This is a genomic window from Streptomyces kronopolitis, from assembly GCF_014646275.1.
Taxonomy (GTDB): Bacteria; Actinomycetota; Actinomycetes; order Streptomycetales; family Streptomycetaceae; genus Streptomyces; species Streptomyces kronopolitis.
The window spans coordinates 1-12,878 of record NZ_BMND01000029.1; the positions used below are offsets into that span (position 1 = coordinate 1).

11 protein-coding genes are annotated in these 12,878 nt (G+C 72.7%); 6 read left to right on the forward strand and 5 right to left on the reverse strand.

All coding sequences use genetic code 11. The features are described from left to right. Positions 1-832: YidC/Oxa1 family membrane protein insertase (locus IEY78_RS25615; protein WP_189102127.1), on the reverse strand; the 832-nt coding region annotated here is incomplete at its 3' end. A gap of 98 nt (positions 833-930) precedes the next feature. Continuing rightward, positions 931-1,236: a DUF6412 domain-containing protein gene (locus tag IEY78_RS25620; protein WP_189102129.1), complete on the reverse strand. Its 306-nt coding sequence runs from the start codon at positions 1,234-1,236 to the stop codon at positions 931-933. 163 nt (positions 1,237-1,399) lie between these two features. Here IEY78_RS25620 and IEY78_RS25625 point away from each other — a divergent pair, with 163 nt between their 5' ends. The 3 genes from IEY78_RS25625 to IEY78_RS25635 all read left to right on the forward strand — a co-directional run bounded on the left by IEY78_RS25625 (position 1,400) and on the right by IEY78_RS25635 (position 5,762). After that, positions 1,400-3,295 (forward strand): AMP-dependent synthetase/ligase, encoded by a 1,896-nt coding sequence (locus tag IEY78_RS25625; RefSeq protein ID WP_189102131.1) that lies wholly within the window; start codon positions 1,400-1,402, stop codon positions 3,293-3,295. Between the two features lie 214 nt (positions 3,296-3,509). Then, a complete protein-coding gene (locus IEY78_RS25630; RefSeq protein ID WP_189102133.1) occupies positions 3,510-4,157 on the forward strand; it encodes a DUF4142 domain-containing protein in 648 nt (215 codons plus the stop codon). Positions 4,158-4,301: 144 nt separating this feature from the next. Next, the gene (locus IEY78_RS25635) at positions 4,302-5,762 is read left to right on the forward strand and encodes a DUF1996 domain-containing protein (RefSeq protein WP_189102268.1); all 1,461 of its coding nucleotides are present in this window, start codon (positions 4,302-4,304) and stop codon (positions 5,760-5,762) included. 474 nt (positions 5,763-6,236) lie between these two features. On the opposite strand, the gene IEY78_RS25640 is transcribed toward IEY78_RS25635, so the two are convergent. Further along, positions 6,237-7,037, reverse strand: a complete 801-nt coding sequence (locus IEY78_RS25640; RefSeq protein ID WP_229700174.1) for a PucR family transcriptional regulator — start codon at positions 7,035-7,037, stop codon at positions 6,237-6,239. 714 nt (positions 7,038-7,751) lie between these two features. Between IEY78_RS25640 and IEY78_RS25645 the strand changes: the two genes are divergently transcribed. The 3 genes from IEY78_RS25645 to IEY78_RS25655 all read left to right on the forward strand — a co-directional run bounded on the left by IEY78_RS25645 (position 7,752) and on the right by IEY78_RS25655 (position 11,065). Continuing rightward, complete coding sequence (locus IEY78_RS25645; RefSeq protein ID WP_189102137.1) at positions 7,752-8,363, forward strand: hypothetical protein; 612 nt, start codon at positions 7,752-7,754, stop codon at positions 8,361-8,363. Continuing rightward, the gene (locus IEY78_RS25650) at positions 8,360-9,910 is read left to right on the forward strand and encodes an NADH-quinone oxidoreductase subunit NuoF family protein (protein ID WP_189102139.1); all 1,551 of its coding nucleotides are present in this window, start codon (positions 8,360-8,362) and stop codon (positions 9,908-9,910) included. Before IEY78_RS25645 ends, IEY78_RS25650 begins: the two co-directional genes overlap by 4 nt. Positions 9,911-10,099: 189 nt before the next feature. Next, positions 10,100-11,065: an SCO0930 family lipoprotein gene (locus IEY78_RS25655; RefSeq protein WP_189102141.1), complete on the forward strand. Its 966-nt coding sequence runs from the start codon at positions 10,100-10,102 to the stop codon at positions 11,063-11,065. Here the strand turns inward: IEY78_RS25655 and IEY78_RS25660 are convergent. After that, positions 11,043-12,641 (reverse strand): sodium:solute symporter family protein, encoded by a 1,599-nt coding sequence (locus IEY78_RS25660; protein ID WP_189102143.1) that lies wholly within the window; start codon positions 12,639-12,641, stop codon positions 11,043-11,045. The genes IEY78_RS25655 and IEY78_RS25660 overlap by 23 nt on opposite strands. Beyond that, a complete protein-coding gene (locus tag IEY78_RS25665) occupies positions 12,638-12,871 on the reverse strand; it encodes a DUF3311 domain-containing protein (protein WP_189102145.1) in 234 nt (77 codons plus the stop codon). The genes IEY78_RS25660 and IEY78_RS25665 overlap by 4 nt, the downstream gene beginning before the upstream one ends. Between the last annotated feature and the right edge of the window lie 7 nt (positions 12,872-12,878).

Genomic DNA, 12,878 nt, shown 5'->3' on the forward strand with positions numbered 1-12,878 from the left:
GGGCGGCCCGCTGCCGGGCCGCGCGGGTCTTCGGGGCGCGCCGCGGGGCCGGGCGGCGGGCCGGGGCGGGCGCGTCCGGGACGGTCTCGGCGGCGGTGTCCCCCTCGGGCGCGGGCTTGCGGTCGCGGTGCAGCAGCGCCCGCTCGCAGGCCGTCCAGGTCGTCGTGGTGACCACGTAGAGGCCGGCGGCCAGCGGCACCACGGCGATGGTGATCAGCGTGCCGAAGGACAGCAGCGGCATCAGCCTGGACATCGACGCCATGCCGGGCAGCGCGGCGTTCGTGCCGCCCGCGGCGGGGGCGGGGGCCTTGGCCAGCGTGGCCCGGGCCCGTCGGAAGTTCCAGGTGGCGACCGCCGTGATCAGCGCGAACAGGGCGAGGTAGACCAGGCCCTGCGGGCCGAGGACACCGCCGTCGGAGAGCGCCTGGGTCCAGTGGCCGCCGAGCGGCGCCCCCAGCAGGGTGTGGTCCAGCAGACCGCCGGCCCCGCGGGAGAACAGGTGGTACATCACGAAGAAGACGGGCAGCTGGAGCAGCATCGGAAGGCAGCCGGCCAGCGGCGAGGAGCCGCTGTCGGCGTACAGCTCGCTGATCGCCTTCTGCAGCCGCTCGGGGTTGCCCTTGTGGGTGCGCTGGAGCTCCGCCATGCGCGGGGCGAGCGCCGAGCGGGCCTTCTCGCCGCGGGCGGCCGCGCGGGCGAGGGGGTGCAGCGCGGCGCGGACGCCCAGCGTGCACAGGACGATGGTGGCGGCCATGGCCGCCGTGCCGAAGAGCGGGGTGAGTGCGTCGGCGGCGTGCGTCAGTGCCGCGCCGAGGAAGCCGAACATGGACATGGGTGAGCCCTCCACGGGTCTCGTCGTGCCGGGATGCGGAATCGGCGTGACGAGCCGCGCGGACGCGGACAGCGGTGCGGTGGGACCGGTCCGGGCGCCTACGCGGCCGTCGGGAGGGGACGGCCCGGTGCCCGGGGACGCGGGCGCCCTGCCGCGTCGGGATCGCGCTGGGGCAGGAAGGCCGTACGCCGCTCGCGGTCGCGCAGCGCCGTGCGGACCCGGCCCGGTGGCAGCGGCCGGGCGACGGCCGCGATCAGGAAGGCGCTGCACAGCAGCAGCATCGCCGCGGTGGTCGCGGCGGCGGTCAGGGCCGCGGTGAGGCCGGTCTGCGAGAGCAGGAGACCGGCCAGGAGGAAGAACAGCGCCGAGAGGCAGAGCCGCCAGCTGTCGACGATGCGGTGCACCCGGCGTCCTCCTCTGGTTGTCCGGTCCTCAAGACTTGTCGTCTTCCGCTCAAGAGTAGCCATAGATCTGGGCAGCCGTGAGACCTGCCGGTAACTTGCCCTGCCTGCCGTCGGGGACGTCGGCGGACCAGGGGGAATCAAGGGGGAACACCAAGGAGGTGCTGTGCGCGACATCAGCGTTCCGGCCCTGGCGGCTCCACTGCGGACCGGCGGTCTCGCCGACTCCGTCTTCGACACCGCCGCCCATCAGCCGGATTTCGCTCAGCTCGCCCGTCGCGACCCCCGGGCCGGCGGCGGCTGGCAGGAGGTGTCCGCGGCGGAGTTCCGGGACGAGGTCATGGCCCTGGCCAAGGGGCTGCTGGCGGACGGGGTCCGGCCCGGTACCCGGGTCGCCCTGATGGCCCGGACCCGCTACGAGTGGACGCTGTTCAGCTACGCGCTGTGGGCGATCGGCGGGCAGCTGGTGCCGGTCTATCCGACCGCGTCGGCCGAGCAGCTGCGCGCGATCGTCGCCGGGGCGAGGGTCACCGCGATCGTCGTGGAGAACGAGGCGCACGCGATGACCGTGGCCGAGGCCTGCGACGAGCGGGCGCTGCGCCGGCTGTGGCAGCTGGACCTGGACTGCGTGCGGCGGCTGATGGAGGAGGGCACCCGGCTGACCGACGCGGACGTCCACCGGCTGCGGCACGCGGTCGACCCGGACGGCACCGCGGCCATCGTCTACACCTCGGGGACCACCGGCCGCCCCCGCGGCTGCGTGATCACCCACGCCAATCTCGCCGCCGAGTGCGACACCCTCTACGCGGGCTGGGGCGGGCTGCTGGCCGCGCCCGGCGAGCGCCCCTCGCTGCTGGCGTTCCTGCCGTTCGCGCATGTCTACGGGCTGATGGTGCAGGTCGCCTGCCTGCGCGGCGGGGTCAAGCTCGCCCATCAGCCGGAGGTGTCGTCCCGCGAACTGCTGCCGGCGCTGGCCTCGTTCCGTCCGACGTTCCTGTTCGCGGTGCCGTACGTCTTCGAGAAGATCTGCACCCGCGCCCGGCTGGCCGCGGAACAGGCCGGCCGGCAGCGGACGTTCGACGCGGCGATGACGGTGGCGGTGCGCTACGCGGAGGCGCTCGCGGAGCAGGAGGCGGGCACCGGCCGCGGCCCCGACCCGTTCCTGCGCGCCCGCCACGCGCTCTACGACCGGCTGGTGTACTCGCACATCCGCGAGATGCTGGGCGGCCGGGTGCGCACGGCCGTCTCCGGCGGCTCGCCGCTGCTGCGGGAGCTGGGGCTGCTGTTCGCCGGTATCGGGATCACCGTCTACGACGGCTACGGACTGACCGAGACCAGCGGCGCGATCACCGTGCAGCCGCCCGGCCGGGTGCGGTTCGGGACGGTAGGCCTGCCGCTGCCGGGCAGCGCGGTGCATCTGGCGCTGGACGGCGAGGTGTGGGTCCGGGGCGCGGTGGTGTTCGCCGGCTACCTCGACGAGGGCGGCACCGCGGACGACGGGCTGTACGACGGCTGGCTGGCGACCGGTGACCTCGGGCACCTCGACGAGCAGGGCTATCTCGTCATCACCGGCCGCAAGAAGGACGTCATCATCACCAGCAGCGGCAAGAGCGTGGCGCCGCAGGGGCTGGAGCAGCGGCTGTGCGCGCATCCGCTGATCTCGCAGTGCGTGGTCGTCGGCGACAACCGCCCCTATGTGACCGCCCTGATCACCCTGGACCCGGAGTCGCTGACGCACTGGCGCACCCTGCGCGACGAGCCGGGCCCGGGCAGCACGGCCCCCTCGCCCGAGGAGCAGTTGCAGGCGGAGGTGCGGCGGGCGGTGGCGCGGGCGAACGCCTCGGTGTCGCGGGCCGAGTCGATCCGCGCCTTCCGGGTCCTGCCGGGCGAGTTCAGCCAGGAGTCCGGGCTGGTGACGCCGTCGCTGAAGCTGCGGCGCGCGGCGATCGTCCGGGCGTACGCGGCGGAGATCGAGGCGCTGTACGCCGAGGGCCGCAGCGAGGAGCCCGAGTCCCGGCGCGAGCGCCGCCGTTGGGCGGGGGCGAGCCTGTACGCACGCTGAACGCGCGGGCCGGGCCGCCTGGTGCGGGCCCGGCCGGGCACACGGCATCCGGCGCACGTCACCCGTGTCACCCGGCCGGGCCCGCACGCGGCACCGTAGCAGTGCCGCGGCGGGCCCGGCCGTTATTTGTCCAGGGGTGAGGACCTGGGCCCGCCGACCCGGTGCGGCACTTAGCGTCCGGTGGGATTCCAGTAGTGACGATCCGGGAGGTCGTGTGCGGTCCATCCTCAGCAACTCCGCAACATCCGGGCGGACCATCGCCACCGGACTGGTGGTAGCTGCGCTCATGGCCACGCTCGCGGCGCTGCTGCTCCCCGTCCAGCTCTTCGGTGAGTCCGCCGCCGCGGCGACCACCACGCTCACGTACGACGACGACGGCGGGGGCACGGTCAACACCCGCTACGGTCCGCTCACCGCGATGGACCGGGACTTCGTGCGCAAGGTCAAGCTGGCCGGGCTGTGGGAGCTGCCCTCGGGCCGGATGGCGCAGCAGCGCGGGACGACGGACGCCGTCCGCACGGCCGGCAACCATCTCGTGGCCGGGCACACCGAGCTGGACCGGCGGTCGAACGAGGCCGGGAAGGCGCTGGGCATCGAGCTGCCCACCGAGCCCAACGTCGCCCAGCAGGGCTGGCTCGGGCAGCTCAACAACGCCCAGGGCAAGGAGTTCGACCGGCTGTTCGCGGAGCTGCTGCGCCGCGCCCACGGCAAGGTCTTCGGGCTGGTGGCCCTGGTCCGCGACCAGACCAAGAACACGATGGTGCGCGCGCTGGCCGACCGCGCCAACGACGTCGTGCTGGATCACATCACGTTCCTGGAGAAGACCGGTCGGGTCGACTTCAACACCCTGCACTCCAGCTGACCCGGCGCAGGCACCCCACTGGGAGGCGCCCATCACGCCCTTCTGTGAACCGCATCAGGACGACACCCCTCACATCGGACGAAGCGAAGTGATCTCATGAGGCAACGGCAACAAGCCCATAAACGCTCGCGTTTGACGAACAGAATGCTCGTGGGAGCCGCGGCGCTCCTGCTGGGCGGCGGCGGTCTGGCGGCGGTCGCCACGACCGCGCTGGCCGGCAACTCCCACCCGGAGACGGGCTCCTCCGCGGGCCATCAGCACACCGTGTCCGCCTTCACGATCTCCTGCCCCGATGTGGGCGAGCGGCTGCGCCAGGTGCCGCACAGCGCCCAGCTCCCGGTCTCCAAGGGGCTGTCCTCGCTCGACCGGCAGGTGCACGACGCGTACCACAAGATGATGGGCGGCAGCGGCTCCGCCGTCCTCGGCGGGCTCAAGACCCAGCGCCAGAAGACGATCAAGATGATGGTCACGGCCATCTCCAAGAACGCCAAGCGGCCGGGCTATCTGCTCAAGATGAGCGGCTGCACCGTCAAGCCCGTCAACGAGGGCGCCGGCGCGGGCGGCAACGACTCCACGAAGACCGTGAAGGAGGGCTGGTACCAGGGGCAGAACCCGAACCAGACCGGCGGCCAGCAGCAGGGGCAGGACCCGAACCAGAACGGTGGCCAGCAGCAGGGCCAGGATCCGAACCAGAACGGCGGGCAGCAGCAGGGCCAGGCCGGCGGTCCCTCCCCCGACGACTTCGTGGACATCAACAACGTCCAGCCGAACGCGGATCAGCCGCCGTTCGCGGCCCCCCAGGGCGGCAACGCCACGACCGGCACCTTCACCACGGAGTGCGGCCGCAACGAGGAGGGCCACTTCAACTCCGACAACGTCATCGTGACGCCGGGCGTCAGCAACGGCGCCCACCACACGCACGACTACGTCGGCAACACCACCACCGACGGCAACTCCACCGACCAGTCCCTGGCCGCCTCCGACACCACCTGCACCAACGGCGACCAGTCGACCTACTACTGGCCGGTGCTGCGCAAGCTGGACGGGAACGCGGAGCAAAAGCCGGGCGCCGCGCAGGACGCCAACGTCGGCTCGGTGCTGACCCCGGCCACCGTGACCCTCACCTACCGCGGCAGCCAGGCCGGCCAGGTCGAGGCGATGCCGCGCTTCCTGCGGATCATCACCGGTGACGCCAAGGCGTTCACCAACGGCACCAAGAACGCCAACGCCTCCTGGAGCTGCACCGGCTTCGAGAACCGGCAGCTGAAGGACAAGTACCCGCTCTGCCCCAAGGGCTCGCAGGTCGTGCGCAACTTCGCCTTCCAGAACTGCTGGGACGGCCGGGAGACCGACAGCGCCAACCACCGCGACCACATGGCGTTCTCGGACCAGAACGGCACCTGCCCCGCCGGGTTCAAGGCCGTGCCGCAGCTGGTGGAGCGGATCACCTACGACGTCCCGCAGGGCGACAGCTTCGCGGTGGACAGCTTCCCCGAGCAGCTGCACAAACCCGTCACGGACCACGGCGACTTCATCAACGTGATGCCGGACAACCTGATGAGCAAGGCCGTGGACTGCATCAACAACGGCCAGAAGTGCACCTGACGGACATCGGCACCGCACGGACGCCCGTCCTCACCTGACGGACGTGGTGCCCCTCGGGGAGACGCTCCCCGAGGGGCACCCGGCATGCCGGGGCGGAGGAGTCGGCGGGGCGGCGGGGCAGGCAGGGGCAGGCGGCGGGCACGGCAACGGTGCCGGCCGCCGGCTCCGGCTCCGGGGCTCGGCCCCGGCGACGAGCCCCGCCGCGGCGGCACCCCGAGGACACGACACAGCACCGGCCCCAGGGCCCTGACGAAGCGGTGGCCCGAGGACATGGCACAGCAGCAGTGGCACGACGGCGCCTCCCCGCGGCGGCCCGAAGACGGGGCACCGCGGTCACCGCGCCGGGCGGCGGCCCGGCGGCGCCCCCGCGGGCACGGCACGGCAGCGGCCCCGACCCGGGTGGTCCGGGGGTCGGGGCCGCTGCGCCGCGCCGGCGGTCAGCTCAAGGGGCGCGGTGGTTCATCCGCTGCTGCGTCAAAGACCGTTGACGCGGGCCTCGCGGGCCACGCCCAGCGGGCGGATGGAGGAGGCGACGGCCCTGGCGCGGCGGCCGGCCCGTGCGCGGTAGCTGCGGACATGCGCCATCAGACGGCGACTGCGCAGCGCCATCTCCAGCTCGAAGCGGGTGCGCGGGTCGCGCAGCACCGGACCGAAGAGCTTCTCTATCTGGCGCAGGCGGTAGCGGACCGTCTGGGGGTGCACATGCAGCAGCTTGGCGGCCTCCGGTGCTCCGCCGCCCTCCAGCCACGCCAGCAAGGTGACTTCGAGCCGTTCGCTCTGCCGCGGCGTCAGCTCCTCCAGCGGTCCCAGCCAGCGGGACGTCAGCGCGTCCGCCAGCGACTCGTCCTGGAGCAGCAGCAGCGCCGAGAGGTGGTCGTCGACGAAGGCGGGCCGCGACTCCGGGCCGACCCGGCTGGGGGCCAGCGTCAGCAGATAGCGGGCCCAACGCAGCGACGACGCGGTGTCGGTGGCCGGCACCACGTGCCCGACCGCCGCCGGCCGGCCCTTGAGCGCCGCCTCCAGGCGGGCCCGGGTCTGGGTGGCTGGGTCGGGGACGAACAGACAGGTGTAGCCCTCGACATTGCCGATGAGGGCGTGGCCCAGTGCCGCGGCGAGCTGCGCCGCCTCGGCGGGGGTGGCAAGCACGACGGCCTGCAGGGTGTCGGGGACGGGCCAGCCGGCCTCGCGGGACAGCCCGCTCAATCCCTCCTCCGGAGCCTCGCGTTGTCCGGCGAGCACGTCGAACAGATCCTGGCGAGCCCGTGCGACGGGCATCGGGGTCACCACTGAAGGTCCTGCCGGAGGTTTACTCTCCGACTCTTTTTGGTACCCAAGAACTGTCAGCAAGGCCTGTTCAAGCGCCCAATGTGCCTCTTCTACGGGAGTATCCCCGAGAAGTGCGGACAATGCGGGAAATCCGCGTTGCAACTCCGCGACCAACTTCTCGGAGAGGTCCGGTAGTTCATTTCTGACTACGCGGGACCACTCTCCTCGGGGACGCGACCAGATGCGGTTCAGGAGATCACACATCGCTACCTCGATCCTGGCGGGGATGCGGCTGTTACGGGGGGTGGCGCACCCCGTGCGCCTGAGTCGGCATCATCCGGAGTCGTGCCGCGCGCCCGCGATGCCACTGCAGGAATTTGTCACAGCGCGATAAACCTTACGAAATCCTGAACACGTTCGTAGATGCTTTTGACATCCGGATTACGGCCCTGCGTATCCACTCGGTTACAGAATGTTTAGTGTTACCGGGGGTCACCCGAACAAAAGCCCCGGGCAAATTACGCCCCCGGGATATTTCCTCGAAATTCGCATCCCAGCACCCGCGCCCTGACACCGGGAGGTCCGATGTCCGCACCGCGTATGCAGAGCCGCCGCGCCGCACACCGAGCCCGGCCTTCGCCTTTCGTGCCTCGCCCCCGGCGCCCCCCGAACGAACCCGGGCCGCCGGCCCGCCGATCGGCCGGCGGCTTCGCCGGAACCGCCGTGCTCCGCCCGGCGCTTCCGGCCGCACTGCTGCTCTTCCTCGCCGTCCTGCTGCGCTCCGGCGCGATGGACGGCGTGCTGAACTTCCTCGACTTCGGTGCCGGGGTGCTCGCGCTGGTCTCCCTGTCGGTGACCGTGCTGTGGGGCCTGGCCGCCACCGACCGGATGGTGCTGAAATCCGGTCACCGGCTGCTCGCCCAGGCCGTGCACCGCGGCACCGGCGTCGCCGGCCTCGGCTTCCTGGGCCTGCACATCTGGGTCAAGGTCTCCGAGGGCCACACCGATGCGGGGGCCGCCGCGGTGCCGTTCACCGACGGCGCCCGCCCCGGCCTCATCGGCCTCGGCACCCTCGCCGCCTACGTGTTCCTCGCCGTCGCGGTGACCGGCGCGGTACGCGGCGCCTTCACCGGCATCACCGCCTCCCGGTGGTGGCGCGGGCTGCACATGAGCGCGTACGTCGCCTGGGGGCTGGCCCTGGTGCACGGCCTCCGGGCGGGCCGCCCCGCGGCCGGCTACGCCCTCGTCGGCTACGCCATCTGCCTCGTCGCGGTGGCCGTACGGCTCGCGCTGCGGTTGCGCGGCGCACGCAGGAACACAGGAGAACTCCCATGACCGCCCCCGCCCCGACCCGCCCGCTCCCGGTCCTCCCCGGCCCGGAGCCCGTACCGACGCTGGCGTCCTACGGTCCGCCCCGGCTGCTGGCCGGCCTGGACGAGATGCCCCGGATGGACCGGGTGGCGCACCTGGCCCGGCACGGCAGCCTGCCCCAGCTGACCTCTCAGGAGCTGGTGGCGCTCGCCGAGAACATCGACCTGCGCGGCCGCGGCGGCGCGGGCTTCCCGTTCGCCCGCAAGGTGACCGCGGTCCTGGACGGCATGCAGCGGGCCGACGGCAAGGGCGCGATCGTGGTCAACGGCAGCGAGGGCGAGCCCAGCTGCCTCAAGGACACCGCGATGCTGCTGCACGCCCCGCATCTGGTGCTCGACGGCGCCCTGCTGGCCGCGGACTCCCTCGGCGCCCAGGAGGTCGCCATCGGCGTGACCCGCACGGACGTCCTGAACTCCGTGCAGCGGGCCATCGACGAACGCGGCCCGGTGCGGCCGACGTTACGGGTCACGCTGCTGACCGAACGCTTCGTCACCGGTGAGGGCTCCGCGATGACGAACGGCCTGGGCGGCGGGGCGGGCCTGCCCTCGGGCCGCAAGATCCGCTCCAGCGAGCGCGGGCTGAACGGTGTGCCGACCCTGCTGTCGAACACCGAGACCTACGCCCAACTCGCCGTGGCCGCCCGGCTCGGGGCGCTCGGCTACCGCACCACCGGCCTGCCCGCGGAGCCCGGCACCCTGCTGCTGACCGTGGCCGGCAACCGGGTGGTCGAGGTCCCCTACGGCGTACCGCTCAACCGGGTGCTCACGCTGTGCGGCATGGACGCGGGCCAGGGCGTGCTGATCGGCGGCTACCACGGCACGTTCATCTCCCCCGTCGACGCCCAGACCGCCACGCTCTCCCGTGAGGCGCTGAAGACCTACCACGCGGTCCTGGGCGCCGGGGCGGTCCTGCCGCTGCCGTACGACACCTGCCCCGCGGGCGAGACGGTACGCGTCGCGAAGTGGATGGGCGCCGAGTCGGCCGGCCAGTGCGGCCCCTGCGTGCTGGGGCTGCCGGCGCTCGCCGACCAGCTCGACCTCGCGGTCCGCGGTGGCGGGGACGCCGCGCTGGACGCCGTGCAGGCCCGGATGCGGGCCGTGGAGAAGCGCGGCGCCTGCAGCCACCCGGACGGCACCGCCCGCTTCGTGGCCTCGGCCCTCGCCGCCTTCCCCGAGGAGTTCGAGCGCCATGCGCGGGGGTTCGGGTGCGGCCGCCCGGTGACCGGGGCCCTGCCGGTCACCGGGCGTCTGCCGCTGCTGCCGGCCGCCACGCCCGTCGCCGCGCCGGCGGCGGCGCCCGCCGCACCGCCGCAGGAGCGGCTGCTGGTCGACTGGACGCTGTGCCGCGGCCACGGCCTGTGCGCGGACGTGGTGCCGGGCATCGTGAAGCTCGGCCCGGACGGCTACCCGGAGAAGGCCAGCATGGCGCTGCCCGCCCGGATGCGGCGCCGCGCGCAGCTCGCGGTGCGCCGCTGCCCGGCGCTGGCGCTGCGGGTGCAGGGCGGCAACTGACGTGCCGGGCGGGGTTTTTGCGCGCGGGGAAAATTCTTCGCCGCCGTTGAACGCCCCGCCCCCCGCAGCGCGTATTCCCCCGGCGACGGCACCCCGCCGGGGCCGGCCCGCCACCACACGGGCCATCGGACAGGCAACTCGGTTTCATCCCGGCAAGCGACACAGCCACCATCCGGCAGAGGAGACATCATGATCACTCGACGTCGAGCGGGACTCGCGGCCATGGCGGTCGCCACCTTGGCACTGACCGCCGCCTGCGGCAGCAGCGACAACCAGAGCGCCGGCACCACCCCCACCACCGACACCGTGCAGCCGGCCGGCTCGGGCACCAACTACAAGTACGGCTCCTCCGGCTCCAGCCAGGGCGACAACGGCTACGGCGGCCAGGCCGGCGGCGACAGCGGCGCGGCCCCCCAGGCGGCGAGCGCCGGAACGCTCGCGCTGCACCAGGACAGCAAGCTCGGCCCGGTCGTCACCGACTCCAAGGGCATGACCCTCTACCGCTTCGACAAGGACACCGCCAAGCCGCCGAAGTCCAACTGCTCCGGCTCCTGCGCCACCACCTGGCCGGTGGTCCCCGCCGACGGCGCCGAGGCCCCCGCGGGCATCGCCAAGAGCGACCTGGGCTCGGTCACCCGCGCCGACGGCACCAAGCAGCTCACCATCGGCGGCTGGCCCGCCTACCGCTACGTCAAGGACACCAAGCCCGGCGACACCAAGGGCCAGGGCGTGGGCGGCACCTGGAACGCGCTGGCCGCGGACGGCAAGAAGGCCGGCGCCCAGGAGCCCGGCGACGTCTCGGTGCTCAACCAGCCCGAGCTCGGCGACATCCTCGTCGACGGCAAGGGCATGACGCTCTACCGCTTCAACAAGGACAGCGCCTGGCCGATGAAGTTCGGCTGCAACGACGCCTGCCTGGACACCTGGAAGCCGGCCAAGCCCGCCGACCGCTCCAAGCTGAAGGGCATCCCCGCCAAGCTCATCTCCACCGTCACCCGCCCCGACGGCCTCCGCCAGCTGGCCGTCGACTGCTGGCCGGTCTACACCTTCACCGGTGACAAGCAGCCCGGCGACATCAACGGCCAGGGCAAGATGGGCCTGTGGTTCGCGGTCTCCAAGGAGGGCAAGAAGATCACCTCGACGCCGGCGGGCTGACCCCGCCGCCGCGCGGCGCCGTCCCCTCCTGACGGGGGAACTCGTCCTCCAGCGCCAGCACTTCGGCGTCCGGCCGCCCGTCCTTCGCCCCCGGCCCCAGCCAGGTGACCGCGAGCGCCACCACCAGATTCACGACGAGCCCGACGAGCCCCGCGTTCACCCCCCGCACCGGGTCGTGTCCCCCGAAGACCAGGACGCAGACGAGCGCGAAGCCCACGACCAGGCCGCTCACCGCGGCGTGCACCGTCAGCCGCCGCCACACCAGCCCCAGCAGCAGCATCGGTACGAGCTGCGCCATGCCCTCGTACGAGATCAGCGACAGCCGGACGAGGGTGTCGGGGGCGGTGTAGGTCAACAGCAGTGCCAGGGCTCCGGCCACCACCACGACCAGCTGCGAGAACAGCTTCTGCCGGCCGCCCGGCACCGTCCCCCGCTCTCCCCCCTCGGCCGCTCCCGTCGCCCCGGCGGGCCCGCGGGTGCGCGCGCCCAGCACGCTCCTCCCCCACATCGTGCCGATGACCAGCATGAACACGGCCATCGGCACGATGGAGGAGAGGGCGGCGGCCGCCCCGATCACCCCCACGGCCCAGGCCGGAAGGGAGTCCACCACCAGTTTGAACAGCGCGAGGTTGGAGCCCGCACCGCTCAGGTGCGGCACCACGAACAGCGCGGCCATCCCCAGCAGCACCGGCACGAACAACAGCACGTTGTAGAAGGGCAGATACATGGCATTGCGGCGGAGCGCGTCGGCGTTGCGGGCTCCGAGGTAGCCGGCCACGGTCGTCGGAAAGATCACCACGGTCAGGGAGTTGACGACGGTGGTGGTGGCGAACCAGACCTGGCCCAGGCCGCCCGAGGCGTGCCCGGGGAAGGTCAGCCACTGCGGCTTCTCGGCGACGATCCGGTGCAGGAAGGGCCCGTAGCCGCCGAAGTAGTGCCAGGGCACATAGACCGCGAGGAACCCGAGGGTGGCGACGACCAGGACGTCCTTGAGCACCGAGACCCAGGCGCTGCCCCGCAGCCCGCTGACCGTGACGAACGCGGTGGTCACCGCGAAGCTGAGGAAGTAGCCCCAGTTCAGGCTGATCGCCCCGTAGGAGATCGTGGAGACGACCACGCCCATGCCGGTGATCTGGAGCTGGATGTACGGCAGCAGGCAGACGGTGGCGAGCAGCGCGACGGCGGCGCCGAGCCAGGGCCGGCCGTAGCGGTGCGCCACGATGTCGGTGATGCCGACCAGGCCGTGCCGGCGGGCGTAGGCCCACAGCATCGGGCCGACGACGTAGCCGAGCGCGTAGCCGCAGGACATGTAGGCCAGCAGATAGAGCACCGGGGCGCCGAAGTTGTAGCCCCAGCCGGCCGCGCCGAGGTAGCTGAAGCTCGTGTAGCTCTCGCCGGCCATCAGCACCCAGATGAAGACCGTGCCCAGGCTCCGGCCGCCCACCGACCACTCGGTGAGCCCGCCCCCGCCCGGACGCCCCCCGGCCGTTCGGCGTCCCCGCACCGCGAGGAGTCCCAGGACGACGGTGAGCACCATGAATCCGCCGAACACGGCGGTGGCGACGGCGGCGTTCACATCCGCCCCCGCGCCCTGTCACCGCGCCGCGCCAGCCACACCGACAGCGGGGTGGCCAGCGTCGCCAGCAGCACCCAGAAGAACAGGAACGGCAGCCCGAGCACCGTCGGCGTCACCCGGTTCACCAAGGGCAGCACCCCCAGGAACAGCACGTACGGCAGCAGCAGCCACAGCAGCGCGGGACGTCTGCGGGAGCCCGGGGACCGCTCTTCGCGGGTCTGGTTACGCACGGGGCGT